The organism is Neobacillus sp. 19 (assembly GCF_049463095.1).
Taxonomy (GTDB): Bacteria; Bacillota; Bacilli; order Bacillales; family Cytobacillaceae; genus Neobacillus.
In genome coordinates, this window is sequence record NZ_JBMPZU010000027.1 from 1 (window position 1) to 25,309 (window position 25,309).

At 44.8% G+C, this 25,309-nt stretch carries 26 protein-coding genes; 9 read left to right on the forward strand and 17 right to left on the reverse strand.

The annotated features are described in order from the left end of the window. Positions 1-75 precede the first annotated feature (75 nt). The 4 genes from ACO1D1_RS06155 to ACO1D1_RS06170 form a co-directional block, all read right to left on the reverse strand. The gene (locus tag ACO1D1_RS06155) at positions 76-2,394 is read right to left on the reverse strand and encodes a CHASE3 domain-containing protein (RefSeq protein WP_423335276.1); all 2,319 of its coding nucleotides are present in this window, start codon (positions 2,392-2,394) and stop codon (positions 76-78) included. A 97-nt stretch (positions 2,395-2,491) separates the two neighbouring features. Further along, positions 2,492-3,994 carry a cardiolipin synthase gene (gene cls / locus ACO1D1_RS06160; protein WP_423335277.1) on the reverse strand — a complete coding sequence of 501 codons (1,503 nt, stop codon included), beginning with the start codon at positions 3,992-3,994 and terminating at the stop codon, positions 2,492-2,494. 116 nt (positions 3,995-4,110) lie between these two features. Next, positions 4,111-4,908, reverse strand: coding sequence for a CheR family methyltransferase (locus ACO1D1_RS06165; RefSeq protein ID WP_423335306.1), 798 nt, complete (start codon positions 4,906-4,908; stop codon positions 4,111-4,113). Positions 4,909-4,961: 53 nt separating this feature from the next. Next, the gene (locus tag ACO1D1_RS06170) at positions 4,962-7,628 is read right to left on the reverse strand and encodes a CHASE3 domain-containing protein (protein WP_423335278.1); all 2,667 of its coding nucleotides are present in this window, start codon (positions 7,626-7,628) and stop codon (positions 4,962-4,964) included. A gap of 287 nt (positions 7,629-7,915) precedes the next feature. On the opposite strand from ACO1D1_RS06170, the gene ACO1D1_RS06175 reads away from it, so the two are divergent. Further along, positions 7,916-8,380: a Dps family protein gene (locus tag ACO1D1_RS06175; protein WP_423335279.1), complete on the forward strand. Its 465-nt coding sequence runs from the start codon at positions 7,916-7,918 to the stop codon at positions 8,378-8,380. A gap of 112 nt (positions 8,381-8,492) precedes the next feature. Here the strand turns inward: ACO1D1_RS06175 and ACO1D1_RS06180 are convergent, their stop codons facing one another. The 4 genes from ACO1D1_RS06180 to ACO1D1_RS06195 all read right to left on the reverse strand — a co-directional run bounded on the left by ACO1D1_RS06180 (position 8,493) and on the right by ACO1D1_RS06195 (position 11,352). Continuing rightward, positions 8,493-9,629, reverse strand: coding sequence for a PP2C family protein-serine/threonine phosphatase (locus ACO1D1_RS06180; RefSeq protein ID WP_423335307.1), 1,137 nt, complete (start codon positions 9,627-9,629; stop codon positions 8,493-8,495). 154 nt (positions 9,630-9,783) lie between these two features. Then, positions 9,784-10,575, reverse strand: coding sequence for an RNA polymerase sigma factor SigB (sigB, locus tag ACO1D1_RS06185; protein WP_423335280.1), 792 nt, complete (start codon positions 10,573-10,575; stop codon positions 9,784-9,786). Next, positions 10,541-11,023, reverse strand: coding sequence for an anti-sigma B factor RsbW (gene rsbW / locus ACO1D1_RS06190; protein ID WP_423335281.1), 483 nt, complete (start codon positions 11,021-11,023; stop codon positions 10,541-10,543). The genes sigB and rsbW overlap by 35 nt, the downstream gene beginning before the upstream one ends. Further along, positions 11,020-11,352 (reverse strand): anti-sigma factor antagonist, encoded by a 333-nt coding sequence (locus ACO1D1_RS06195; RefSeq protein WP_149872337.1) that lies wholly within the window; start codon positions 11,350-11,352, stop codon positions 11,020-11,022. The genes rsbW and ACO1D1_RS06195 overlap by 4 nt, the downstream gene beginning before the upstream one ends. A gap of 205 nt (positions 11,353-11,557) precedes the next feature. On the opposite strand from ACO1D1_RS06195, the gene ACO1D1_RS06200 reads away from it, so the two are divergent. Continuing rightward, the gene (locus ACO1D1_RS06200) at positions 11,558-11,767 is read left to right on the forward strand and encodes a hypothetical protein (RefSeq protein ID WP_149872338.1); all 210 of its coding nucleotides are present in this window, start codon (positions 11,558-11,560) and stop codon (positions 11,765-11,767) included. A gap of 7 nt (positions 11,768-11,774) precedes the next feature. Further along, positions 11,775-11,975, forward strand: a complete 201-nt coding sequence (locus tag ACO1D1_RS06205) for a hypothetical protein (RefSeq protein ID WP_423335282.1) — start codon at positions 11,775-11,777, stop codon at positions 11,973-11,975. A 14-nt stretch (positions 11,976-11,989) separates the two neighbouring features. Here the strand turns inward: ACO1D1_RS06205 and ACO1D1_RS06210 are convergent, their stop codons facing one another. The 4 genes from ACO1D1_RS06210 to ACO1D1_RS06225 all read right to left on the reverse strand — a co-directional run bounded on the left by ACO1D1_RS06210 (position 11,990) and on the right by ACO1D1_RS06225 (position 15,363). Beyond that, complete coding sequence (locus ACO1D1_RS06210) at positions 11,990-12,442, reverse strand: KGG domain-containing protein (RefSeq protein WP_423335283.1); 453 nt, start codon at positions 12,440-12,442, stop codon at positions 11,990-11,992. A gap of 265 nt (positions 12,443-12,707) precedes the next feature. Then, positions 12,708-13,949 (reverse strand): MDR family MFS transporter, encoded by a 1,242-nt coding sequence (locus tag ACO1D1_RS06215; protein ID WP_423335284.1) that lies wholly within the window; start codon positions 13,947-13,949, stop codon positions 12,708-12,710. A 268-nt stretch (positions 13,950-14,217) separates the two neighbouring features. After that, positions 14,218-14,541, reverse strand: coding sequence for a DUF3231 family protein (locus ACO1D1_RS06220; protein WP_423335308.1), 324 nt, complete (start codon positions 14,539-14,541; stop codon positions 14,218-14,220). Between the two features lie 300 nt (positions 14,542-14,841). Then, positions 14,842-15,363, reverse strand: coding sequence for a tubby C-terminal domain-like protein (locus tag ACO1D1_RS06225; protein ID WP_423335285.1), 522 nt, complete (start codon positions 15,361-15,363; stop codon positions 14,842-14,844). 181 nt (positions 15,364-15,544) lie between these two features. Between ACO1D1_RS06225 and ACO1D1_RS06230 the strand changes: the two genes are divergently transcribed. After that, positions 15,545-16,414, forward strand: coding sequence for a hypothetical protein (locus ACO1D1_RS06230; protein ID WP_423335286.1), 870 nt, complete (start codon positions 15,545-15,547; stop codon positions 16,412-16,414). A 60-nt stretch (positions 16,415-16,474) separates the two neighbouring features. Next, positions 16,475-16,933: an SRPBCC family protein gene (locus ACO1D1_RS06235; RefSeq protein ID WP_423335287.1), complete on the forward strand. Its 459-nt coding sequence runs from the start codon at positions 16,475-16,477 to the stop codon at positions 16,931-16,933. A 92-nt stretch (positions 16,934-17,025) separates the two neighbouring features. On the opposite strand, the gene ACO1D1_RS06240 is transcribed toward ACO1D1_RS06235, so the two are convergent. Both ACO1D1_RS06240 and ACO1D1_RS06245 read right to left on the reverse strand, forming a co-directional pair. Next, complete coding sequence (locus tag ACO1D1_RS06240; protein WP_423335288.1) at positions 17,026-17,433, reverse strand: hypothetical protein; 408 nt, start codon at positions 17,431-17,433, stop codon at positions 17,026-17,028. A gap of 177 nt (positions 17,434-17,610) precedes the next feature. Further along, entirely contained in the window at positions 17,611-18,540 is a 930-nt protein-coding gene (locus ACO1D1_RS06245) for a magnesium transporter CorA family protein (RefSeq protein WP_423335289.1), read from the reverse strand. A 106-nt stretch (positions 18,541-18,646) separates the two neighbouring features. Between ACO1D1_RS06245 and ACO1D1_RS06250 the strand changes: the two genes are divergently transcribed. Together ACO1D1_RS06250 and ACO1D1_RS06255 are read left to right on the forward strand one after the other, a co-directional pair. Beyond that, positions 18,647-18,913 carry a hypothetical protein gene (locus ACO1D1_RS06250; protein ID WP_423335290.1) on the forward strand — a complete coding sequence of 89 codons (267 nt, stop codon included), beginning with the start codon at positions 18,647-18,649 and terminating at the stop codon, positions 18,911-18,913. Between the two features lie 46 nt (positions 18,914-18,959). Next, a complete protein-coding gene (locus ACO1D1_RS06255; protein WP_423335291.1) occupies positions 18,960-19,679 on the forward strand; it encodes a TrkA C-terminal domain-containing protein in 720 nt (239 codons plus the stop codon). A 136-nt stretch (positions 19,680-19,815) separates the two neighbouring features. On the opposite strand, the gene ACO1D1_RS06260 is transcribed toward ACO1D1_RS06255, so the two are convergent. Both ACO1D1_RS06260 and ACO1D1_RS06265 read right to left on the reverse strand, forming a co-directional pair. Continuing rightward, entirely contained in the window at positions 19,816-21,138 is a 1,323-nt protein-coding gene (locus tag ACO1D1_RS06260; RefSeq protein ID WP_423335292.1) for a hemolysin family protein, read from the reverse strand. Positions 21,139-21,204: 66 nt separating this feature from the next. Continuing rightward, the gene (locus ACO1D1_RS06265) at positions 21,205-22,704 is read right to left on the reverse strand and encodes a mechanosensitive ion channel (protein ID WP_423335293.1); all 1,500 of its coding nucleotides are present in this window, start codon (positions 22,702-22,704) and stop codon (positions 21,205-21,207) included. A 336-nt stretch (positions 22,705-23,040) separates the two neighbouring features. On the opposite strand from ACO1D1_RS06265, the gene ACO1D1_RS06270 reads away from it, so the two are divergent. Together ACO1D1_RS06270 and ACO1D1_RS06275 are read left to right on the forward strand one after the other, a co-directional pair. Continuing rightward, complete coding sequence (locus ACO1D1_RS06270; RefSeq protein ID WP_149872351.1) at positions 23,041-23,340, forward strand: hypothetical protein; 300 nt, start codon at positions 23,041-23,043, stop codon at positions 23,338-23,340. A gap of 78 nt (positions 23,341-23,418) precedes the next feature. Further along, complete coding sequence (locus tag ACO1D1_RS06275) at positions 23,419-23,598, forward strand: CsbD family protein (RefSeq protein WP_423335294.1); 180 nt, start codon at positions 23,419-23,421, stop codon at positions 23,596-23,598. Positions 23,599-23,824: 226 nt separating this feature from the next. Here ACO1D1_RS06275 and nuoN read toward each other — a convergent pair whose 3' ends face one another. Next, positions 23,825-25,309: an NADH-quinone oxidoreductase subunit NuoN gene (gene nuoN, locus ACO1D1_RS06280; RefSeq protein WP_423335295.1), complete on the reverse strand. Its 1,485-nt coding sequence runs from the start codon at positions 25,307-25,309 to the stop codon at positions 23,825-23,827.

A 25,309-nucleotide genomic window follows, 5' to 3' on the forward strand; every position in this document is an offset into this window, starting at 1 on the left:
TGTTATGTACTTCGTTCAGTTATCAGCCAGCCGATATTAACCCCAAGCCCAACGACACCGATGGCGAACTCGCATTTATCGTGAAACGCTTTCGCGTTTTTCGTGCGCCGCTTCATTCATCCTGTGCCAGGCCATAATCAGCCACAATGCCAGGTTCCAATCTGCTCGGAATATATAATGTAAACGTACTGCCCTTAGCCACTTCGCTCGCCACCTCAAGCGCGCCGCCAAGCAGCCGCGTAAATTCACGGCAAATCGATAGCCCGAGGCCCGTTCCGCCGTATTGACGATTCGTCGTGCCGTCCACCTGTTGAAAGGCTTCAAAAATAATTTGCTGCTTTTCGCGCGGAATCCCGATCCCGGTATCGGTGACAGAAATCGCCAGCACCGTCTCGTTCTCGTCCGCTGGATAGCCGCCGCTTTTTCCGGTGGCGCCAAGTCAATCTGAACAGATACCGAGCCTCTTTCCGTAAATTTGAAGGCATTGGATAGCAGATTTTTCCAAATTTGCTGCAATCGTTGCCCATCCGTCGAGATAACTGCCGGAACACACGGATCAATCACCACGTCAAACGCCAGATTCTTATTGGCCGCTACAGGAGCGAATAAATTCCGCATCATTTGTGGAATTTCGGTCACATTGACTTCATCTGTCAGGATTTCAATTTTTCCTGCTTCAATCTTCGATAAATCGAGAATATCATCAATCAGCCGCAGCAAATCTGCACCGGACGTATTGACGACGCGGGCGTATTCACCGACTTCCGCCCTGTCCATTTCCGCATGATTCTCCATCATCATTTGCGAGAGTATGAGAATGCTATTCAGCGGGGTCCGCAGCTCATGCGACATATTTGCAAGAAAATCCGTCTTGTATTGCGAACTCGCTTGGAGTTTGACTGAATAATCTTCGAGCTCATCCTTCGCAATCTTGAGTTCATGTGCCCGCTGCTCGGCATACTGCTTCTGTTCCTCCAAAAAGTCGTTGGAAATTCTGAGCTGCTCTTGCTGCATTTGCAATTCTTCCGATTGCGCCTGCAGTTCTTCCGATTGCGCCTGCAATTCTTCTGTTAAAATTTGCGATTCGCCAAGCAGCCTTTCCACTTCCATCCGCCCATTCACACTGGAAATGGCCGAACCAAACTTGTCCTGAAGCTGGTCGAGCAATGTCAGATGCTGCGAAAGGAACGGCTGCAGTGCAGCGAATTCCACCACCGCTTCTACCCGGCCCTCAAAAAGAATCGGCGCAACTAATAAATTCGTCGGGGAAGAATCCCCTAAGCCTGACGTCACCTTAAAGTGCTCTTCCGGCAGCTGATCAATCAGAAAGATTCTTTGATCAAGGGCCGCCTGACCGATCAGCCCTTCTCCCAGACGGAAGCTCATCGCCGCGTGGTCCTCATCGGCAATCGCATAGCCGGCTACTTTCACAAAGTCGACATTACCACCTTGCGTTCTGCGCAGATAAACAACCCCAAAAGCCGCGTTAAGCAATGGGGCGAGCTTGGTCACAAACGCCTTCGACAGTTCGGTAATATCGGTCATTCCTTGATACATCATCGAAATCTCTGTCATGCTGTTTTGTACCCAGCTCTGTTTTTCAAGGCTGCTCAAAAGATCGTTCATCGCCTCGGCCAACTCGCGGGTCTCGTCGCGTGTGTTCACTTTCATTCTTGTTGTCAGGTCGACCTCTGAATCTGAATCGGTAATCCCCTTAATCGTCTTAATGACTTGTTTAATCGTATTCACGATAGAATTCGACAGGAACAAAGCAGTGGCTAGCGTAATCACCGTCACCAAAAGGATAATGGTATACAACGTTATTTTTAAATTGGTATTGTTTTGATTCAGCTTTTCAATCCGTTCAGCCGATAATTTTTTCTCAATGGCGAGGAAGGAATCCAATTGTGTACGCAGCTGGTCGGTTATTTTCTTCCCAATGTTTTTATCAAAGTGTTCATTCAGTGCTTTCGTATTGTCCGCCTTTTTTAGATTAATGACGTTCTCTCCGGCATTCGCCTGCCAGTTCATAATCAGCGGTTTAATCTCCTCCAGATTCCGCTGCTGCCGGCCATTGTCCGCTAACATGGAATGGAGTTTATTGTAATTGTCAAGCCAGCTGCGGCTCGCCAGATTGTATGGCTCGAGATAGTCGGCATTGCCTGTGATCACGTAGCCTCGCATGCCGGTTTCCATTTCTAGCACATTTTTTTGAATTAGATTCGCGAGGTCGTGGACTTCAATATCATGCTGTGATACAAAATCAACCTCATTCTGCAAAGCTGTCATTCTATTCATCACGATTAGCAAGGATACCACCAAGCAAATCAGAATCGTTAAATATCCGATAATAATTTTGGCATGGATACTGTACTTCCAACCCTTGATTGTCATCGCCCCCTCGTTATGGCTCTAGTAAATAACCTTATTCTACCATAACCCTATATCCTTTTGAATGAAGGGGACAGCTTTACCTACTATTTACCCATTTTTATAGAATTCCAGAAAACAGGCGGGCAAATGATTCCTTGCTTTTCACCGCCATGTTGCGTTTATAAAACTCCACAGGGCGGATCCGCCGGCAATCCTTTAGGTCCTCCTCAAATTGGTCCACTAAATCACCAATCGAAGTCGTTCCCGTTAAAAACAAATTCACTTCAAAGTTTAAGTGAAAGCTGCGCATATCAACATTCGCCGTTCCAATCGAGGCAAGATCTCCGTCAACAATCACGACTTTTTTATGCAAAAAACCTTTTTCATAGGAATACACTTCAATTCCCGCCCGAAGCAACTCTGGAAAATAGGACTGGGTCGCATATTGCGTGAGAAAACCGTCATTGGTTTCAGGCACCATCAAACGAACTTGAATTCCTTTCCGGGCGGCAACGCGCAGCGCTGTTTGTATCGCTTGATCCGGGATAAAATAGGGGGTAGCAATCCAAATCGACTTTGTGGCACAGGTGCACAGCGCATAATAATGGTCACTCATGTTATCACTTGTTTCCGGGCCTGTCGCCACCACATGAACCAAGCCATCACCATCAACGGGATGTTCCTTGATATAGCGGTCCTGGTCAAACAATGTCTCGCCGCTCACATACTTCCAATCCAAGATAAATATCGCATGGAGGGTCTGCACCGCTTCCCCTTCAAGAACGACATGGGTATCACACCAATAGCCGTAGTCATCATCCTCCCCAAGATATTCAATCCCCACATTGAGGCCGCCGACAAACCCCACTTTGCCGTCAATAATAATAATTTTTCGATGATTGCGGAAGTTAAACTTCTGATTATACCAAGCGGTTTTGATCGGTAAAAAGGGGTATACCTGAATGCCTGCTGCTTCCATTTCTTTCGTGACGGCACGTGATAAAGAATAACTGCCGACTGCATCCACCATTAGCCGAACCTCAACGCCTTCTTGTACCTTGGCAAGTAAAATGTCAATTATCTCCTGCCCAAGACGGTCAGAGCGGAAAATATAATATTCCAAATGGATAAAATCCTTCGCGGCCATCAGGCGCCGCTTAATTTCCTCAAAGGTTTCCGTTCCGTTATGTAACACGGTGGTCGTCGTGTTCTGATTTTGATCAGTTAAGGTCACCCGGTCTAAATATTCGGCAAAACAGCGCTGGTGGTCATTCAGCTGCGACACATCCAGTGCGCGCTGTTTATTACTGAGGGCCTCTAATAATTCCCGGTCACTCCTCCGCTTTGATTTGAACAATTCCCCCTTCACGAGCAGCTGACCGGAGTAGACATAGAAAATATAGCCAATTACCGGCAATAACACTAAGATATAGGTCCATAGTAATGTGTTTTGCGGCGGCCGGTTTTCGAGCCATAATGCCTGCACGGTGGATAGAATAATCAAGCCATAAAGGCCGATCAACAACCCTTTCCACTTAAACGGCAGGCCGGTAAACAAAACCACGCAGCATAAAATAAGCATGACGATAACAAAGAAAAATTCCAGGCGTTTACGTTTCATCACGACGTTCTCCCTACATCTTTTTTAAGATGAAATACCCTTTGTTTAGCATGATGAAACAAAAGTGCCTGACCCCCGATGCATTTTCATTCGCATCAGGGGTCAGGCACTATTCTTTATTTTTTCCGATAGATTCGTTCCGGCCCATTAAATTCTTCGTAGTTCAATCCTTGTGGCATAAACAGAATCGATTCTTTGCTGCCGAGGGCCATGAAGCCGTGGTCTGCCAAGCTATTGTACAGTAAGCGATGGACCTGCTGCTGCAGCTCATTATCAAAATAAATCAGCACATTGCGGCAGAGAATTACATGAAATTCATTAAACGAACCGTCCGTCACCAGATTATGCTGGGCAAAAATCAGCCGTTCCACCAAACACGGCTGAAAATAGGCAGATTGATGATCGGCCGTGTAATATTCTGAAAAGGCTTTTTCCCCGCCGGCTTTCAAATAATTCTTCGTATATTGCTGCATTTTCTTCAGCGGAAATGCTCCCTTTTGGGCAGCTTCCAATGCCTTTTCATTCATATCGGTCGCGTAAATCGTCGTTTTGTCCGCCAGTCCCTCCTCCAGCATCAGGATGGCCATCGAATAAACCTCCTCGCCGGTCGCACAGCCGGCATGCCAAATACGAATTTCCGGCAGCTCCCGTAACAGCGGCACGACTTCCTTGCGGAAGGCAGCGAAAAAGCCGGGGTCCCGGTACATTTCCGTCATTCGAATCGACAAATCATTCAATAAGCGTTCCAAATAGCCTTTCTCGTGCAGCACTTTATCCAATAGGGCCGTGATAGTTGGCAGCCGCTCCGCCCGCAGCCGATTCAGAATCCGTCTGCCGAGCGAAGCCCGCACGTACCCACGGAAATCATAGCCATATGCCTGATATAAACCTTCAAGCAGCAGATTGATTTCCATTTCCTGCAGCTCGCTCAAGCCTTCTTCCTCTATTCCATAGGTAAAGATTTTGTTCACTGTGCTTTCACCTGCTCTGTCAGCCATACCCGCATTAAGGAGAACAACTGATCAATATTTAATGGTTTCATAATATAATCAGACGCACCCGCTTCCATACATTTATCGCGTTCGCCCTTCATCGCTTTCGCAGTCAAGGCGATAATTGGCAGATCATGCATACCAAGGTCAGCACGGATTGCCCGCATCGCCTCATAACCGCCCATAACCGGCATCATAATATCCATAAACACCAAGTCATAATCGGCCTCTTGAAGCATGCGAAGGGCCTGCTTTCCGTTTGCGGCCACTTCCACGACGATTCCTTTACTCACAAGTGCTGTTTCAATGGCAAAAACATTTCGGCCATCGTCCTCCACTAAAAGCACTTTCTTACCTTTAAATATGTGATCACCGGAAACTTCCATTTCACTTTCTTCGAACTCGACTAAAGTCCCCTCTGTTTCCGTTTCCTCTAGCATGTCCTCCACACTTGCGGCTACTTCATCAAAGGCCAAATAGTCAGTTACACATCCATAATCATCCGACTTCTGTCTACTTGGAATATAGACAGTAAACGTGCTTCCCTTATTTGGCTTACTTTGCACCTCAATCGCGCCGCCGAGCAGTTGTGTAAATTCACGGCAAATCGATAATCCTAAGCCGGTTCCGCCAAATTGACGGTTCGTTTTGCCATCGACCTGTTGAAAGGCATCGAAGATAATTTGCTGTTTATCATGTGGAATTCCAATACCCGTATCGGTTACTTCAATGGCCAGCACCACTTCCTCTGTTCCCGGGCCGGCAATTTTTTCAGCAGGCGCCTGGATCACACGAACGGTCACCCCGCCTGTTTCCGTAAATTTAAAGGCATTGGACAGAAGATTCTTCCAAATTTGCTGCAATCGCTGTCCATCGGTAAAAATCACCGCTGGCAGACCTTGATCCAAACGGACATCGAAGGTCAAATTCTTATTTTTTGCCACCGGGTCAAACAGACTGTGCATCATTTGCGGAATTTCTGTCACATTGACCTCATCAATGAGGATTTCAATTTTTCCAGCTTCCACCTTTGACAAATCAAGGATATCATCAATCAACCGCAGTAAATCGCCGCCAGAGCTGTTAACCACTCGTGCATAATCCGCCACTTCCGTTTTGTCCATTTCTTCAATATTCTCCGTCATCATTTGCGAAAGAATGAGGATACTGTTCAATGGTGTCCGCAGCTCATGCGACATATTTGCCAGAAAATCGGTTTTGTATTGCGAACTCAATTTTAGTTTCTCTGAATAATCTTCGAGTTCATCCTTTGCTTGTTTCAGATCAAAGGCACGTTGCTCCGCATATTTCTTTTGCTCTTCCAAAATTTCATTGGAGATCCGCAGCTGTTCTTGCTGCATTTGCAATTCTTCTGATTGCGCTTGGAGTTCTTCTGATTGTGCCTGCAGCTCCTCGGTTAACATTTGCGATTCGCCGAGCAGCCTTTCGACCTCCATTCGTCCTTTCACACTGGTAATCGCTAAGCCAAACTTGTCCTGAAGCTGATTGATTAAGATCACGTGCTCGGGCAAGTTCGGCTGAAAGGAAGCCAGTTCCACTACCGCTTCCACCTGACCTTCAAAAGAGAACGGGGCAATTAAAAGGTTCGTTGGTGAAGAGGCCCCAAAGCCTGAGGTCACTTTATAATGCTCCTCCGGTACCTGATCAAGCTGAAGCAATCGTTGATTCAGTGCTGCCTGGCCAATCAATCCTTCACCTAAGCCAAAACTTTTTTTCACAGAATCTTCATCTGCTATCGCGTAACCGGCCACTTTCACAAAATCTGTCACCCCTTCTTTCGTGCGGCGAAGATAGACGACACCGTAAGATGCACCAAACAACTGCGCCAGCCTAGTCACAAACGATTGCGCGAGGACATTGATATCCGTTATTCCCTGGAACATCATCGAGATCTCAATCCGGCTTTTTTGCACCCAGTTGTGTTTCTCAAGCGTGCCTAATAGATCGTTCATCGCCTCCGCAAGCTCCCTTGTTTCATCCCGGGTATGGACATGAATCCTTGCGGTCAGGTCCACCTCGGATTCGGAATCAGAATCAGTAATATTTTTGATCGCCCCAATGACTTCTTTAATCGTTTTAACGATGGAATTGGAGAGAATAATCGCTGTTGCAAGAGTAATGATTGTCACCAGCACAATGAGGGCATATAAGGTGATTTTTAAATTATTGTTACTTGCGTCTAATTGCCCAATCCGATCAGCTGTTACTTTCTTTTCAGTTGCTAGAAAGGATTCTAGTAGTGTGCGCAGCTGATCGGTTACTTTTTTTCCGGTGTTTTTGTCAAAGTGCTCGTTCAAAGCAGCTGTGTTATCCGCCTTTTTGTGATTGATGACATATTCACCGGAATTCGCCAACCAGCTTATAATAAGCGGTTTCATCTCTTCTAAATTCCGTTGCTGTGCACTGTTAGCTGCTAACATCGAATGCAGTTTATTGTAATTGTCAAGCCAGGTACGGCTTGCTAGATTATACGGCTCCAAATAAGATTCATCGCCGGTAAGGGCGTACCCCCGCATCCCCGTTTCCATATCGAGTATATTTCTCTGAATTTGATTAGCCAAATCATGGACTTCAATATCGTGCTTTGAGACGAAATCGACCTCATCCTGCAAAGCTGTCATTCTATTAAGGACGATGAGCAAGGCTAGCACCAAGCAAACCAAGATTGTTAAATAACCTGTAATGATTTTTGCATGAATATTGAATTTAAACCCTTTGATCGCGACCGCCCCCCTAGTTTTATAAATCTAGTAAATATACCTTATTCTACCATACCCTTTCACTAGCAACCCAACTTTTCCCTCAATTTCCCTTTCAGTTATTCATTTTGGGAAAAAATCCCTAGGTTTCAACCCGGGCAGATGCGGGTACATATTACATATCAAACAATTTTGATGGAGGTATTTACATGGCAAAAACAAAGGAAAAGGAAAAAACCGTTTCATCGTCCGAGCTTCTTGATAAGCAGGTGGCTAATTTCTCTGTATTGTATATGAAGCTGCACCATTTTCATTGGTATGTGAAAGGTGAGAACTTCTTCACGCTGCATGTGAAATTCGAGGAATTGTATACAGAAGCTGGCCTCCATCTGGATACCATCGCGGAACGAATGCTGTCCATTGGCGCCAAACCAACTGCCACGTTGAAGGAACATTTAAAAATGGCCTCAATTCAAGAGGCGGATGGAGATGAATCGGCACGTGAGATGGTCCAGGCATTAACGGATGACTTCGAGACGGTCTGTAACGAGTTGACAGAGGGCATTACGACAGCCGAAGATAATAACGATCAGCCAACAGCCGATATGTTTATAGCGATTCGGACGTCATTAGAAAAACACAGATGGATGCTGAAAGCGTATTTGGCGGAGTAATCGTTAAGATGAAAGTACCAGCAGCGATGCTGCTGGTACTTTTTTGTACGTTTTCCAGTGGACACGAAAAAAAGCACGTAGAATGATTCTACGCTACCTTTTTTGTACCCCATCACTTCGTCGTAATCATTACTAAACAAATATCGTCCTTTTGTGCATCAAGACGTTCCGTACTCAGCTTAAGATTTTGGAATAACACTCCAGGGTCGTCCATCCCGTCCTCGCGCATACAGTTCACAAGCATCCCTTCCACATCCTCATACTCTTCTTCCAGGGATTCTGATAATCCATCGGTATACAGCAAGATCCGCGCATCCTTTTTATAAGGAATAACCCCTTTCGTTACTTCAATTTCATCAAAAAAGCCAACAGCACAGCAGCCTTCCTCGAGCAGCTTCACTTCATCATCGACAATGACAATTCCCGGCGGATGTCCGGCATTCACATACTCGATCGTCTGCTTTTCGGTATCGAGCACCATATAAATCGCTGTAAAATAATAATTAATCAAACTATCAATATGAAGCTGATCCATCCGCCGGTTCAGTTCTTTCAGAACGGCCTCCGGATCACCTATTTCAGTAATTGAATCCTTTAACGCAGAATATATGTACATACAGACAAGGGAGGAAGATATCCCGTGGCCCATCATATCCAACAAAATAATCCCATAGCGGTGCGGACTAATCTTATACCAGGCATACAAATCCCCCGCCAGCTCAAACGAAGGCTTATAGACGGCAGAAATGGTGACATCCTCTTCCTTAAGCGGATCAGAAAGCACACTCAACTGCACCTGCTTGGCCAAATCCATCTCATATTGAATCCGCTTATCCCGTTCCTTCCGCATATCCTTCTCCACTTTTAAGCGCAAAACAGAGCGGATCCGGGCAAGCAGTTCAATCTTATTAATCGGTTTCATCACATAATCAAGGGCACCGGCATCCATCGCCTCGGCCATTTTATTGGAATCACCCATGGCGGTGACAAAAATAATCGGAAGATCTTTATAATGCTCATGAGAAAGGATCCTTCGACAAGCCTCCATGCCATCAATTTCCGGCATCATCAAATCCATGAGGATTAAATCAATGTCATGTTCTGGAGGATTTGGATTATCAAGCTGCAAATAGTCATATAACTCCATGGCGGATGTCATCGGCACCAATCGTTTATAGCCAGCCATTTGCAGGATTTTCCCCACAATCATTAGATTCGTTTTATTATCATCGACAATGATAATTTTCATAGCCATCCTAAATGCCAACCCCTTTTATTGAAAAGGCGCAAGCGCCCTTGTTCCAAGAGCCAGACCCCCACTGTGTTAACGTAATAACGCATTAGTTGCCTAACCGCCAATGTATTTCCTCAGGTAAGGCAGCATTGGCCTACCTGCCAATTGATTAACGCAATAACGCATCGGGGGTCTGACCCCTGATTGCTTTCCGCAGCTTTTCAATCGCTTTCTTCTGCAGCCTTGAAACATGCATCTGAGAGATTCCCAGTTTCTCCCCTGTTTCCTTTTGACTTTTATTCGCGATAAACGTGCAATGGATGATTTCCCTCTCTTTATCTGTTAAAACATGAAGGGCGCTCTCCAGCAACAGTTTTTGATCGACTTTTTCAAAGCCCTCATCATAGGTTCCCACGATATCTAACGTTGTTACTGTGCTACCCTCAGAACCTGTTTCAATCGGAAGATCGACCGATGCAGCCTGATAGCTTTTCCCCATCTCCATCGCTTCCAATACTTCTTCTTCGGAAATCTCCATATAATCGGCAATTTCATGAATTTGGGGTGACCGCTGCAATTGATTCGTCAGCTCGTCGACAACCGTTTTGATCTTTGGCCATGTCTCCTTGATCCGCCTTGGTACATGGACACTCCACGTTTTATCCCGCAAAAACCGCTTGATTTCCCCGATGACAGTCGGAATTAAATACGATTCAAACGACTTCCCCATGCCGGCATCATACCTTCTAATCGCCGACAATAAACCAATCATCGCGACCTGCATGATATCCTCATGGAAACTTTTCCCCTTCGAATATTTTCGCGCCAGGCTCCCAACCAGAGCGGTGTAATGCTCGACCAGGGTCGTTTGCGCTTCCTCGTTCTCATCCTGCTGGAACGCGTTAATCAGGGCATCAATTTCTTCCTTAGTTCGTTTCACGGTTTGAGATGGTTGTGTCATGATTTTCACGCTCCCCACTTCGCTTCTTCACCATGAAGACCGTTACTCCGGATTGATTCAACACCCGGACTTCATCCATTAGCGTTTCTATTAAATATAAACCTAACCCTCCCTCTGAAAGCTGCTCCACCGTACTAGATTCCGTATAAGGGCCTAATTCTTCTTTTGTTTGATAAAAATTAAAGCTTTTTCCGTTGTCGGCAACAACGATTTCCAGCTTGTCATGATAAACTCCAAAGCCGATAACCACTTCGCCGCCCTCGTCCTTGTTGTAGGCGTGCTGGACAGCGTTGGTGCACGCCTCACTTACAGCGATTTTCATATCCTCAATTTCCTCATATGTATACCCCATGCGGCTGGCCACACCTGATAACGTCAATCTGATAACACCGACATAATCCGGCTTGGCCGGAATCTTCATTTCAATATAATCCATCACTTTGCTCATCTTCCCCCACCCTCTGCATTTACAGAAATATTCATGATATGACTTAAACCGGTAATTTGAAACAGCCGCTTCAGCCGATCCGATAACTCTACCAACTGTAATTCGCCGCCATTCTTCTTCATCTGCTTGAACACGCCGACAAAGACACCCAGTCCGGTACTGTCTAAATAGGACACATCCTTCAGATTGACGATGATTGTTTGATTTTCCCCTTCAGCAAGCGAAGCCAATTCGTCTCTTAGCTTCGGCGCCGTAAACGCGTCAATTTCGCCGCCAACCCGCACCACGATTTCCTCACCATTCTGCTGTTTATCTATTTTAATATTCATATCCTCACACCTTTGACATTTTAATTTGTACATACCCACACTATTAAAGAGTTAAACCTCTTTTTTTAAAAAAATATTTTCTCTATTATACCAAAATATGCTAGTTGGCCGAATAGATCTTATGTCCCACTCGGAAACGAGGTTTTATTTTACAATAAATAGGGTACTTCCTATAGAAAAGATCATTCTAAAGGAGTGAGGTTCAATGGATAAAAAGCAGTTTGAGGCGTTAAAAAAGAGCAGTGGTTCAACGAAAGCCGACCGCGAACTCGATGTGAAGGTGGCGACGTCTGACAATAGCTCGATGGCCCAGAATTTAGATGAAGTAAAAGAACTCGGCAAGCAAATGAAAAAGGCCAAAACCGGCACCGAATTGAAGGAAGAACGAAACAAAACGCAGGATCCGCTGCAATAACTAGAAAGTGACCCCGCCAGGCTATTTGCCTGGTTTTTTAGTGGGGAAGGGGGAAGTTATTGATAGAGGTGGAAAAGTTGTTGATAAACTGGTGAAAGTCGTCGATAGACAAGCGGAAGTCGTTGATAAAAGTGCAAAACCGGTTGATAAAAATGTAAGAAAGAAGCTTGCGTTGTTGGCGCAAGCTTCTTCTTTTAAAAGTATATAGCTGGATCGTCAACCTTAATCATCCCTACGTTGTTTACTTCTTGCTTCTCCGCCTTTTTCGCCGATCTCTTGATAAAATTCTTTATCATGATTTTTAGATGTGGCCTCTCCGCCTTTTCGGCCGATCTCTTGATAAAACTCTTTATCATGATTCTCGGCTGTGGCCTCTCCGCCCTTTTGGCCGATCTCTTGATAAAACTCTTTATCATGATTCTCGGCTGTGGCCTCTCCGCCCTTTTGGCCGATCTCTTGATAAAACTCTTTATCATGATTTTCGGCTGTGGCTTCGCCGCCTTTTTGGCCGATCTCTTGATAAAACTCTTTATCATGATTTTCGGCTGTGGCCTCTCCGCCTTTTCGGCCGATTTCTTGATAAAAATCCTTATCATGATTCTTAGCTGTGGCTTCGCCGCCTTTTCGTCCTGCTTCTTCCAAAGTCATTTTCCCGTCATTTTTGTTGTTAGCCATGTCAAATTCCTCCCTAAATTTTTTTAGTGCATGCCTGTCCAACTCGTGACTACACTTTGATTGGCATCATGGTTACGTGTCTCCCATTATCGTTTAGGTCGACTCGTTGTAACCTTAGTTATGTAGTACCACCATCCTGTGCCGCTAAAACTTCTTTTTGCCCATTTAATCGTTTTGAAATAGTTTGTAATAATAAATACAAAAAAACGCGGCAGGCAGCCTAATAAGCTGACGCCCCGTTTCTAATGACTGTTGGTTGTACCCATCACTCTAAAGCCGGCTGCTCTTCGTACATTCTAAATAGCAAAACGTATAACAAAATACTGATTAGTGCAAATGCTAAAATGATACTGAAGACCCCCATCGGCGGCACCCACCCTGACAGGAACACCATCAATGGTGCTAAAAATTTGCCGATTGTGTACTGCAGGCTGTCAGCCCCCATGTACTGTCCTCTGGCATGGTCCGGGGCATAGCGGCTGATGAAGCTCTGTGTCACCGGCGAGCGGACCATTTCGCCAAAGGTGAAGATGATGGTGATAAAAAACAAATACCATATATTCGTGTTCAATCCGACGAAAAAGGTGCCAAATCCGGAAAGCAGCGAGGAAAGAATGAAGACATTGCGCTCCCTCCATTTGCCGAACCATTTCGTGACGGGCAAAACGAACAAGACAAACAACAGACCGTTAAATCCGACGAGCCAGCCAAATACTTCCTTGCTGGACAGCATCAAAGGAGAACCATTCCATGTAAATAGCGCTTGTGTTGGAACATGATTGATGACAAACACCGGCAAATAGAGATCCAGCTGCATAATTGGAATCAGCGCACAGATGCCTGCCAAAATGTAAACCAGGAACACTTTATCACGAAAAATAATGCCATATCCCTTCCATTGTTCCTTCAATACTTCGGTCATTTTTATCGTTGTCCCTTTCGCCGAATTCGGCAATGTTTCATGGACCATGAAATAAATGGCGATGAAATAGACCAGCAGGACCCCTGCGCAGGTCCACAGCAACTCCTGACGGTAATGGAAAAAGAATATCGCTCCAAGTGCCGGCCCAAGCACCGCACCAATGTTATTGGCCGTCGTGAAGGTGGCGAATACCTCGCGAAGGCTTTGTGCCGGAACGAGGTCGGCCACCATCGCGGAGCTTGCGGGCCGGTAGATGGCTCCGCCAATTCCAATCCCAATAAAGGCGGCGTAATCCATCCAAGGGGATGGCGACACCGCAAACATCACAAACATCAACGTTTGGAGCGAAGCCCCCATGAGCATGACGGGCCGCCGTCCTAACCGGTCCGTTAATGCCCCCCCTAGCAAACTCCCAAACATACTGAAGATCGGTGGGACCGTCATCAAGAGACCGGCCATCCCGCTGCCCAACGCCTCACTAAAATAAACCGTAATAAATGGGAAATACATCCAAAACAACATGTTATACAGACCCTCGCCCATTAACCGCACCTTCAAATTGTTATCCCACAAACGAATCTGCATCTGATCCCCCCTTTTCACTGCGCTTTTTCCCCGGCCGGGTATAAAAACTATAAAACAAATTTTTCAAAAAATATAGACTTATAAATTCGAATAGTTTATACTAATAATATGAAGGTCGAGTATAGACCCGTCTATTTGAATTGTCCCACAAAACGAACGTATGTTCCAAAACAGTAATAAAGACGCTCCCATTGGAAGCGTCTTTTTTGGTATACAGCTATTAGGGACAAATTATCCCCCAACCATTAATGGCTGGCCCGTCATCCTTCTACCCCTTCACCAAATCCTCACGGTCATCTGCCTGCGGCGGCTCCTCCAGCCAGCCGTGTTTGATCATGATATTGGCTCCATCCTCCGCGTAAAGGGAAATTTCCGGGATTAATGACGCATATTTCGCACCTAAATCCCTTCTAGGACTTGCAGCCATTGCCAAGCCAAAATTACCGATCCCTGCTGCAATCATTGCTGATACATGAAACATGATCAGCTTGTCGGAAAAAACACGTGTGGTACTATCTGTGACAGCCGAATCCCAACTCATTGGCGCCGGTAAGTCCTCTTTACCCGTGGATTGACATTCTCCTCTGTAAATCCAATCGGTATAGGGAACTTTTCCTTTGTAAAAATGTCTCTCATAATGGAAAGATTGTTATTTGCTGTATCTTTCTTGGATTCGCTCACTGAATGGCAAAATCCGCTCATTAAACATTGAAATGCGCCCATTGAAACTGTAAATTCGCTCATTGAACACCACAATTCGCTCATAGACCGGTTTGACCGTTAAATATATAATGGTTAAAGTATAAATTTACATCGAAAACGAAACATTTATGAGTTTGAATTTGTAAAATGACAACAATGTTTACGAAAACAGCCTTTCTAATAAGCTTTTCTATGCACCATAATAATAAAACGTATGATACAATACCGCAGCTAGTGCTGCAATTTCCTCTGTTATTCCGGTTACTATAATTGTACCTTTTTTAGCCAGAATTTTCGTACCATTCGGCATTGACACAGTGGCTAATTGTTTATTATTGCATTTTAAATAGCCAGCATTTGTATAATCTTTCTCAAAATAATATTCTTGGTTATCCAATCTAAACGAATACGCTTTTTCGATTAATTGAACTCTATGCGAGACAATTGGCACTGTGCTTTGTGATATATATTCAAGCAATTTATAGCGAACGCCAGGAAACGCAGAGTCTATACTGTAAAGGCGCTGCCCGTTCACCTTGGAAATTCGATAACAATAGGGTAAACCATAACGTAATGACGAGTCGATGATGTTGGCAAGAAAACGATGCGGCTGTTTTTGTATCTCAAAAACAGGGTCACCCTGTTTGTTTATCATTGGTATTTTTGTTGTCTTAGCTACCGTGAACGGTACTTGGTAAGTAAACTGTTGCAAAGAAATCCTCCTACATATTTCATCCTTCAAATATTTTGTTATATACTGTGATTTATATACTCCTATTGCGCCGAAGTCACTTTCTACCCTGCGCCTACAGATCCCCCACTCTATTTTTTACTAATTAAGAGCCAGCCTGGGAAAAATAAAAAAATAAAATCCCCAAAAGGCTGTTGATTACATGAAAATAAAGTGGTGTTTCTCCGTCATTATTTTGCTATTGATTACCGTTGTTCCTGTTACTTTTGCTGCGGCTCCATTTAAGGTGTTTGTCAATGGGCAGCCCATCTTCGGCACTTCCATTTACGATACTTCTTCCATCGTCCGGATCATCGGCGGGGCGCCCTTTGTTGCCCTTGAATCGATCAGCAGCGAGCTGAAACTGGATGTAGAATATGATGAGAAAAACAAGACGCTTCATGTTTCGAACAAAGGAGAACCGCAATCAGAAGTGGTCGCCACGCTAAAGAAAGCAAAAGCGGCTCTTTATGCAACAAAAAGAGAAGGACACTTAGAAAAATTCAGGCTGCAGACGGATGAAGGAATCAGATGGTTCCCTTACTGGAGAAGTTCCGATGCTCCTTCGTATGGCCCGAGGTTTTTTTTCGAAGATATCAACCAGGACAGAAAAGAAGAGTTGGTGGTCATCCTAACCACTGAACATGGCACAGGAATACTCGTTACCGAAGCACACGTCCTCCAGAAAACGAAAACAAATATTGGCGAAGTATATGAGGAAATGTTAATTGACGATCCGGAGGCGATTATCAAAAAGAATGTACATACGAAAAAAGTATCCAATGACCAAGTCGAAATCACCATTGGCAAGAAGAAAACCATTGCTACTCTTTATGACTATTTGAAACATGAGGTCATTGATTTTTCTATCTATAAGGGCAAACTAGTAGTTTATATGAGCGGCCAGCTTTCTCCCCCTACCGAGGGCGGCATCCTAATAACTTATCAGTTCAAGGATCATATGTACCAAGCGAAAAAAATTGAATACCTCAAAAAACGGCCGGATTTTATCATGGAGAGCTCGTTTCAATAACATGCTACCCTAACAAGGGCGGCTTTTAAAAAAACCAGGGTTTTAAAAGGGAGAATGTACATGCCGATTATTAAACACGAACTATTTATCGAAGCCCCTTTAGATCTCTGCTTTGACCTTGCCAGAAATGTGAATATCCATACAAAAACCACAAGCAAAACAAAAGAAAAGGCCGTAGATGGAGTGACAGAAGGGTTATTAGAGATAGGAGATACGGTCACTTGGGAAGCCATTCATTTTGGGATACAACAACGCTTAACGGCAAAAGTGACCCAAATGGAAAAGCCGCATGAATTTGTAGATATTATGGTAAAAGGTGCCTTCCATTCTTTCACGCACACACATCAATTTGTAGAAAAAGAGGGCGGGACCATCATGAAAGATACATTTGCATACAGGTCCCCCTTCGGCCTAATCGGCATAGCAGCGGACAAATTATTTTTGGAAAAATATATGAGGAAATTCATCATTACTCGTGCGATCGAACTGAAAAGAATTGCAGAAAACATGTCTTCATGATGTAAAATACGAAAAATCAACGCCCAGAGCACGTCCGGGCGTTGATTTATTATTTTAAATTATGATCCATCGAGACGAACCAGCTTTCAGCTTCATTCCCTGTCTACTTCTTGCCGTTCTCTTTCCTCATGTTTGGCGGGGAATTCTTCTTCCCGATGTCCATATAATTGTTCGATTTCACGTTCCATTGGAATGCCCTCTGGATCCTTTTGCTGCTGACGCTTTATATCGCCCTGCATGGACGTGCCGTCTTCGTACCCTTGCCCGTTTTGCTGCTGGCGCTCAGCTTGACGCTGCCTATCTTGCTGCAGCTCCGGGTCAGCATTCTTAGAAATTTCGTCTCCGTATCTTTGTCCGTTCTGCTGTGTATCATCTCTGTTCCTGGAAGGACCATCCTCTTTGGCTTGCCTATCAGGTTCATTGTTGTTACTTTTGGAAAATGGCGCTTCCTTTTTCAGCTGTTCTTCCATTTCCTTCTGGTCTGCAACATTCTTAGCCATGATTGTTTCCTCCTCCTGAGATTGCTGTCTTTCATCCTTTGCCTAAACACAGGTTTATCGAACAGGCAACCACATATTTACACCACCCTCTTTCTAGTAAAAAGCTGGATTCTTCAGTCAGGTTATCTAATTTATAACCTTAATAGTGTTATACCACGCCCCCCTCCTTCTAAACCTCTATTTGAAAAATGAACCCTTCTTTTTCCCTTTCAACAGGTCGCCGGTCCAGCCCTTGTATCTCAAATAGCCATATAAAAGCAGCGTGGAGATGATGATCATTACAATCGAAAAAATATAGCCGAACCGCCACTCGAGTTCCGGCATTTGTTTGAAATTCATCCCCCATAACGCCCCAAAGGCCATAACCGGGGTAAAGATCGTCGTCATCACCGTCAAAGTTTTCATTATCTCGTTGCCGCGATGAGAAGAAATGACCTCCTCTAAATTGATAATCGAATCGAGCTCATGTTCATACTCGTTCAGCAGCACCATCGCCCGCTCAATCCGTTTGGAGGTACTATTGTAAATTTCCTCACTGCCGCTGCCGTGCAGATTGATTTCCTCAATCGCCATTTTGACCTCTTTAATCGGAATCAACAGATTCTTACACACCAAAAGCTCATGCCTTCGTGTATAGACAAGCTCAAGAATGCTCGTTTCATTCCGCTTACGCACGCTCCAAATCAGCGTTTTGAGGGCCTTCTCAAACTGATCAATCTCCACCAGCATCTCATTCATCAGCTCCCCGAGGAAAAATAAAAAGCCGTCAACGGCATTTTTCGTACGGGCTAATTGTTGAGCAAGCACTTGCTGATCCGTTTGCAATTCAAGATTAATCGTCACCAGCTTTTCCGTCGTCAAATAAAAATGAAATATTTTATTATCCTCCTCCCTGGCAAAATGTTGTTTATAGATAATCGACCCTTTTACCGCCTTTTCCCCATTCTCCAAGCAGTCCACCCGAAGGCAGTTGGTCGTATTCGCCTGAACATGCTCTAGCCAGGATTCCGTATAGTCATCCTGCTCAACCTCCCGCTCGAGATGGTTCATGTCCGTTGGGTTCAGCTGCACCCATTTCCATTTGTTCGTCCCAATCCATTTTTCCATTCCTATCTCTCCCTCTTGTTTACTAGCTGATTCCCCGAAAATATTCGAATTGAAACGTTTAATGACAATGGAGGCAGGGTATTTATAGGGTTAAGGAGGGATTGTGATGAAAGTTTTAAGTATGAACACCTTGTTAGCTGTAGGTGTTGGCGCATCAGCTGCCATGTGGTTATCAAAAAAACCGAATCGCATCAAGGCGGAAAGCTTTTTAAGAGACTTAAAAAGCAAAGTAAAACCGACTGTTTTTGAAAAAACCGAGGAGCTTCCGATTGAAAAGGGCGGCCATCCCCACCCTCACGACTTAGAAGACAACAACATGGTCAGCGAGGGCGCGGGCTATTCTGTTCAGTTTTATAATGAGAAAATGCAATAATGGTTGGGGCGCTTTAGCCCCGGCTATTTTTGTGAAGAGGTGAAATATGCTTCTCTTTTTAAGCATCTATTCGGTTATCATTTGGGCCGTCATTGAAATCTTTGTGATTTTATTTCGCTTAACAGGGCTGAAAGTGGAGGTCTCCCGCTTCCAGGTCATTTCGATGATGACCGGAACCGGCTTTACGACCGGTGAATCCGAGCTGATCTTGGGTCACCCGGTTCGCCGAAGGCTGGCGAGCTTTCTCATTCTGTTTGGCGCCTTTTCCCTCGCGGTAATCATCTCGTCGATTAGTCAGTTTCTTTCCGAAGGGCTTCGGACGAAGGAAATTTTATCAGCCGCCGCCATTGCCATCGCTGTTTTTGCCATTCTAAAGCTGCGCGGCGTCCAACGATTGTTAGAGCGGGGTTTTACAGGAAAAATCACGCGAAAGATCGAGCTTGCCGACCTGCCAATGCGGGATGTTTTTTTGAAAAATAAAGAAGATACCTTACTCGATTTGCATATTTATGAAGATTCAGAGCTTGCTAATCGTACATTAAATGAAGTCGCTGAGGATCATGACAACCTGGGGCTAATCGCCTTGTTGATCAAACGCGGAGATGTGAGGATTGTAAAAAATATCTATGACACCCCCATCCAGGAAGGCGATCAGATTTTGTTATTTGGACCCGAAAAGGTCATTTCCAAAACGTTTGTGCACGATATTCAGCTGATGGAGGAAAAACAGAAAAAGCTGCATCATTCTTCCGAGGAATTGCCTTAGGATGCAGTTTAAAGGGTTTATCGACGACTTTTAATTGTTTATCAACAACTCTCATAATCTTATCAACCCCTTCCCCTCCCCCATAGCCAAAATGCGTATCTAAGCACAGAAACAAGCCCCATCGTGAGGCTTGTTTTCAATCTTTTTTAATTTCCAGATACATAATGTGATAGCCGTCCGCTTCATGGATTTTGAAGGAATACCCTTCCGCATCCACTAACTCCCCCAATTGACTTGCGGTGTTTTGTGTCAGGAACCAGCCTCCGATGGTATCGACATCATCGGCAGTTAACTGCGTGCCGAGCAGCTGGTTTACCTCCGAAATGCTCACTTTCGCATCAACGATATAGTGCTTACCCGCCTCTACAATCCCAGATCCAGCAGTGGAAACCTTGCGAATCTCAGGCACTTCGTCAGCATCAAATTCATCCCGCACCTCGCCGACAATTTCTTCGATGATATCTTCGACCGTCACCAGCCCGGATGTGCCGCCATATTCATCGAGCAGGATCGCCATATGGGTCCGCTCCATTTGCATTCGAATCAACAGGTCGTGAATCGGGATGGTTTCGATGACCCGAATGACAGGCTGGATATAGGATTTAATTTTCCAATTTTGATAGGCACCCTTGTTCATCAGTTTGGAGGTTAAAAACATTTTCACGTTCATTACGCCTATAATATGATCTTTATCCCCCTCCATCACCGGATAGCGGGTGAATTTTTCCTCCTTCATCGTTTGCACGACGTCCTGAATCGAATCTTTAACTGAGAGGCAGCTCATTTCCGTGCGCGGCACCATGATTTCTTTAGCGACGCGCTCGTCAAATTCAAAAATATTGTTGACATATTTCCACTCATTTTTGTTAATCTCCCCGCTTTGATAGCTTTCTGCCAGGAGAATCCGCAGCTCTTCCTCCGAGTGCGCCAATTCATGCTCAGACGCCGGCTTTATACCGAACAGACCGACGAGCACGCGGGCCGAATTGTTTAACGCCCAAATAAACGGATACATGATTTTGTAAAAGAAGATGATCGGTTTGGCGAACAGCAGCGTAATCATTTCCGCTCTCTGGATCGCTACCGTTTTTGGCGCCAATTCTCCGGCGACGACATGGATAAAGGTCACGATGGCGAAGGCTAGCAAAAACGAGACAAGATGAGTAACCGCTTCATTCATTCGCAGTGCTGCAAGCAGCGGATGAAACAATTTTTCCACCGTCGGCTCCCCGAGCCAGCCAAGTCCCAAAGCTGTCACCGTGATGCCAAGCTGGCAGGCTGATAAATATTCATCAAGGTGGGTCACGACCTTTTTCGCCGCGGCAGCGCCCTTCTTCCCTTCCGCAATCAATTGGTCAATTCGCGATGTCCGCACTTTGACAATCGCAAATTCTATCGCAACAAAGAAACCCGTAAAGACAATCAACAATACAATCGCCAGTAAATTGATTAGCAGCAACCTGACAACCTCCTTTCTAAAAATAACAATCCGAAATCAGGTGAGGATTTCGGATTGCTTAGTCTATCAATTTTCCTCTTCTATTTTCTCATCTAATTTGCCTAAATATTTTCGGGCAAACTCTGTTCCGCCGAGACCGAATGCCAGACCAAATGCCAGGGTCAATCCGCCAAGGACGAGGACGAAGGCTGCATTCACGATCGAATGGGCGACACCCAATTGATCTAATGCCATAAATAGCGTAATCGTAAAGATCGCATATTTTGCGATCGCCGCCAAGGTGCGGGAGTAGCGCTGTTTTAAGATATTTTGCAGCATGCGCTCCACTAATTGCCCTAAATATAAGCCAATTCCGAGAATGACAATTGCCGCTAAAAGCATTGGCAGGTATGCGATTACCCCTGTTGCTAACGTAACTAAGAAGTGTAAATGAACAATCTGTAAGGCTTCTGCGGTAAATAAAAGAACCACAATGATTTTTGCCAGCAAGCCGACTAGCTGTGACAGACTATATTTCGATTGCTCCGGCGTTAAGGAACCGATTCCCATGTGGTGGAAAATATTATCGAATCGTAGACGCCATAGCATTTGCGTGACCATTTTTTCAATCCATTTTCCAAGCCATACCCCTGCTAAAATGAATAGAATCGCAGCGATGATGTTTGGAATCAGTGTGACAATTTGCTGAAGCATCGCAATTGCCGGCTCCGAAATGCCTTTTAAGTCTAATTTTTCTAATGCGGTAATAATGGTTGGAATTAAAATCAAGATGAATACGATATTTCCAATCATCGCGGAAATATTGGCTCCTTCAGCCGATTTCATCAGGCCAAAGCGTTCACCGAGCCGGTCTGTCCCAATACTTTTTAAAAAGTTGGTTAAAATATCGCGGACGATTTTCGCAATCAGCCAGCCGATAAACACAATAAGTGCGGCGGCAAATAGCTTCGGAATGAAGCCTATCATCGTTGTTAAGGCATGTGTAAACGGTTCTGAAATTCCTTCAAGCTGCAAAGCCCCCAATACCGCCGGTAAAAACAGCAGAAGTACCAGATAGAAGATGGCTTGAGCCAAGCTGTTCACTGTGCTTGTTGTATTCGCTTCACTGCTCGAAATGTTCCATTTTCCGAGGCGTTGATCTAAATGGAGCATAGCTGCTCCTTTTTTAAAGGCCATTCTTGCTAGGTAAGCAACGACCCATGCTAATAGGAGAATAAGTGCTGCTTTTAATAGATTAGGAATCGCTGCAGTCAATGTCGAAACCATTTGAACAAGCGGTTCGGCTATTAAGCTGAGGTGAAGCATGTTGAAAAAGATAATCCAGACGACCACCAATAACATATAGTAGACAATTTTTCCGACAATTACTTCTGATGGGTATCTTCTTCTTCCAACATTTGAAAACAGCTTATTATCGAGGTTTGTTTTCGATAAAGCCTTTTCGACTGCCTTGCCAATTGCTTTCGCTGCCAGCCAGCCGACAAGTAATACGAGAAGCGCCAGCAGCAGATGAGGAATTTGGTCGGTATATATGTACCAGCCTCTCAGCATATTGTTGAATGTCATGTAACATCTCTCCTTTTCAGTAAGTTTGATAGATGGTTTCCCTCGTTCCTTTCCGTTTAAACATTTTTTATAGATTGTTGTTTTGTTAGATTCGCTCATTGAATGGGGAAATTCGCTCATTAATCGTCGGAATTCGCTCATTAACTTATGAAATTCGCTCATTGAAGCCAGAAATTCGCTCATTGAATGAAAAAGTCCGTAATGATAGAAGAATTCGCGGATGTATAAGAGGTGATTTTTCACAATGTTGAGTTTCCTTGTGGAAAAATAAGTTTCAGCCACCTATTTGGCGGGAATACAGTCACCAGATCGAATCACAAAAAAGGAGGAGTTAACATGAATAAGAAAACACTTCTAACAGGCGGTTTGGCGGCGATTCTGACATTTGGCGGTTTGGCCGGCTGCGGCGACGGGGTCGACCAGGATAACGGCATTAGCGATGGCGAGCAAAAAGATCAGGTTGATAATGATACAAAGAAGGAAGCGAATGACAGCTTCAAAGATGCAAAGGACAATATGGAAGATATCAAGAATGATGTCGAGGATAAATTGAAAGATGAAGGTGTCGGCGATGGCGTCGATCAGGATAACGGTGTCAATGATGGTGAAAACAAGGATGCACCGGATAATCCTTAAAAAGAAGTTTAGCTTGCTATAAATAGGGAAAATACAAAAGTAGAACAAACATTCATAGATTGATAGGAGGAACTAGACATGAACAAGGACAAATTAAAAGGCGGACTGGATCAGGTGAAAGGCGAAGCGAAAGAGCAATGGGGCAAATTAACGGACGACCGTTCAACAGAAGCGGAAGGTAAATGGGATAAAGCAAAGGGTAAAGTGAAGGAAGGCGTCGGGGAAGTGAAGGATAAGGTCAAGGATGAACTCGACTAATCCCGCCCTAAAAACATAAAAACAATGACCTTGCCAGGCTATTCGCCTGGCTTTTAAGCTTGAAAATGGGAACTTGTTGATAAAGGCAGAAAAGTTGTTGATAAACCATCCAAAATTGTCGATAAAACTTCGAAAGTCGTCGATTAACGACAAAAAGACGAGGCTCCCCCAAGCCTCGTCTTTTTTAAAATTACCCCTATTGACCACGAAATTTTTTCCCAAATAATTACTTCAAATTGTTCAAGAAGTCCAGCGCGATGTTTGGCATGATGCCGAACAATACGGAGCCGACGACTGCGACGAGCAGGACGACGACGATGCCGAATGGAATGTTCAGCTTGCGGTCATCAGTTGCCGGACGGAAGAACATTTGCGTCATGACACCGAAGTAATAGAAGTAGGATACGACGGTGGTCGCGATCATAATCGATGCCAGCACATAGTGCGGCGTGCCGTAAAAGGCGCCGACAAAGATGTTTAATTTGCCGATGAAGCCTGCTGTGCCCGGGAAGCCTGCCAAGGAAACAAGTAGAATTCCCATCAGCACGGCAAGGATCGGTGAGCGGCGGTAAAGGCCGGCAAAGTCTGCAATCTTCGCCCCGCCGGAATGCTCGGATACCACTTGGATGATCGCGAATGCACCAAGGTTCATTAACATGTAAGCGAGCAGGTAGAACCAGATGGAATACACCATGTTCGAGCTCATCGTCGTCAATGCGACAAGGATATACCCGGCATGGGCGATGCTGGAGTACGCGAACATTCGTTTAATATTCGATTGCTTCAAGGCAACGACGTTACCGACAATCATTGTCACCGCGGCAATAACCGCGAGATAATCATGCATTTTGAACAGGATGCCCTGTCCAGTAGCCTCTGGTGCCGCATTGTAAAAAACAGCAACAAGGATACGGATGACGATCACAAAGCCGGCTGTCTTCGAAATGACACTTAAGAAAGCCGTAACCGGTGTCGGCGCTCCTTGGTAGACGTCAGGCGCCCACATGTGAAACGGTGCCGCTGCCAATTTGAATGACAAGCCGACGAAAATCATCAAGAACGCAAGGCCGATCAAGTAAGACTGCTGACCGTCAGTAATCGCCGCTAAGGTAGTCGCGATTTCGAACAAGTTGGTCGAGCCGGTCAAGCCGTACACATAGCTCATCCCAAACAAAGTGATCGCTGTGGCAATACTGCCGTTAATGACGTATTTCATCGCGGATTCGTTCGATTGTAAATTGTGCTTGCGGATACCCGCTAATATATAAGAAGAAATAGATAACAATTCTAACCCGATAAATAACGTGATTAAGTCGCCGCTTGACGTCATAATCATTGCACCCAGCAAGGCGGTTAAGAACAAGTAATAAAACTCGCCGCGGTACTCTTCAAGTCCATCCTTTGCCTTATAGCTGATGGCTAAAAACAGGACAAGCCCCGAGCCGGCAAGCAAGATGACTTTAAACGCCTTCCCAAACGCATCAAGCGTGAAGGTATCCTCTAAAATCGACGTCGGCTCCGTGCCAAGCAGGCTGAATACTGCAACGATTGCTGCAGCAACCCCGGCAATGGCAATCCAGCCAAGGATGCGGCGATCTGTTTTTTTCGGCAAAAATAAATCTAACAATGTCAGTAGTGCGGTGACACCAAGGATGATGAACTCTGGTGTCATGACACTCCAGTTAAATGATGTCAATGTCTTTAAATCCAT

Coding starts and splice junctions, on each gene's coding strand:
- ACO1D1_RS06155 (WP_423335276.1), bottom strand. CDS start 2,394: ATGACAATCAAGGGTTGGAAGTACAGTATCCATGCCAAAATTATTATC.
- cls (WP_423335277.1), bottom strand. CDS start 3,994: ATGAAACGTAAACGCCTGGAATTTTTCTTTGTTATCGTCATGCTTATT.
- ACO1D1_RS06165 (WP_423335306.1), bottom strand. CDS start 4,908: ATGGAAATCAATCTGCTGCTTGAAGGTTTATATCAGGCATATGGCTAT.
- ACO1D1_RS06170 (WP_423335278.1), bottom strand. CDS start 7,628: ATGACAGCTTTGCAGGATGAGGTCGATTTCGTCTCAAAGCACGATATT.
- ACO1D1_RS06175 (WP_423335279.1), top strand. CDS start 7,916: ATGGCAAAAACAAAGGAAAAGGAAAAAACCGTTTCATCGTCCGAGCTT.
- ACO1D1_RS06180 (WP_423335307.1), bottom strand. CDS start 9,629: ATGAAAATTATCATTGTCGATGATAATAAAACGAATCTAATGATTGTG.
- sigB (WP_423335280.1), bottom strand. CDS start 10,575: ATGACACAACCATCTCAAACCGTGAAACGAACTAAGGAAGAAATTGAT.
- rsbW (WP_423335281.1), bottom strand. CDS start 11,023: ATGAGCAAAGTGATGGATTATATTGAAATGAAGATTCCGGCCAAGCCG.
- ACO1D1_RS06195 (WP_149872337.1), bottom strand. CDS start 11,352: ATGAATATTAAAATAGATAAACAGCAGAATGGTGAGGAAATCGTGGTG.
- ACO1D1_RS06200 (WP_149872338.1), top strand. CDS start 11,558: ATGGATAAAAAGCAGTTTGAGGCGTTAAAAAAGAGCAGTGGTTCAACG.
- ACO1D1_RS06210 (WP_423335283.1), bottom strand. CDS start 12,442: ATGGCTAACAACAAAAATGACGGGAAAATGACTTTGGAAGAAGCAGGA.
- ACO1D1_RS06215 (WP_423335284.1), bottom strand. CDS start 13,949: ATGCAGATTCGTTTGTGGGATAACAATTTGAAGGTGCGGTTAATGGGC.
- ACO1D1_RS06230 (WP_423335286.1), top strand. CDS start 15,545: ATGAAAATAAAGTGGTGTTTCTCCGTCATTATTTTGCTATTGATTACC.
- ACO1D1_RS06235 (WP_423335287.1), top strand. CDS start 16,475: ATGCCGATTATTAAACACGAACTATTTATCGAAGCCCCTTTAGATCTC.
- ACO1D1_RS06240 (WP_423335288.1), bottom strand. CDS start 17,433: ATGGCTAAGAATGTTGCAGACCAGAAGGAAATGGAAGAACAGCTGAAA.
- ACO1D1_RS06245 (WP_423335289.1), bottom strand. CDS start 18,540: ATGGAAAAATGGATTGGGACGAACAAATGGAAATGGGTGCAGCTGAAC.
- ACO1D1_RS06250 (WP_423335290.1), top strand. CDS start 18,647: ATGAAAGTTTTAAGTATGAACACCTTGTTAGCTGTAGGTGTTGGCGCA.
- ACO1D1_RS06255 (WP_423335291.1), top strand. CDS start 18,960: ATGCTTCTCTTTTTAAGCATCTATTCGGTTATCATTTGGGCCGTCATT.
- ACO1D1_RS06265 (WP_423335293.1), bottom strand. CDS start 22,704: ATGACATTCAACAATATGCTGAGAGGCTGGTACATATATACCGACCAA.
- ACO1D1_RS06270 (WP_149872351.1), top strand. CDS start 23,041: ATGAATAAGAAAACACTTCTAACAGGCGGTTTGGCGGCGATTCTGACA.
- ACO1D1_RS06275 (WP_423335294.1), top strand. CDS start 23,419: ATGAACAAGGACAAATTAAAAGGCGGACTGGATCAGGTGAAAGGCGAA.
- nuoN (WP_423335295.1), bottom strand. CDS start 25,309: ATGGATTTAAAGACATTGACATCATTTAACTGGAGTGTCATGACACCA.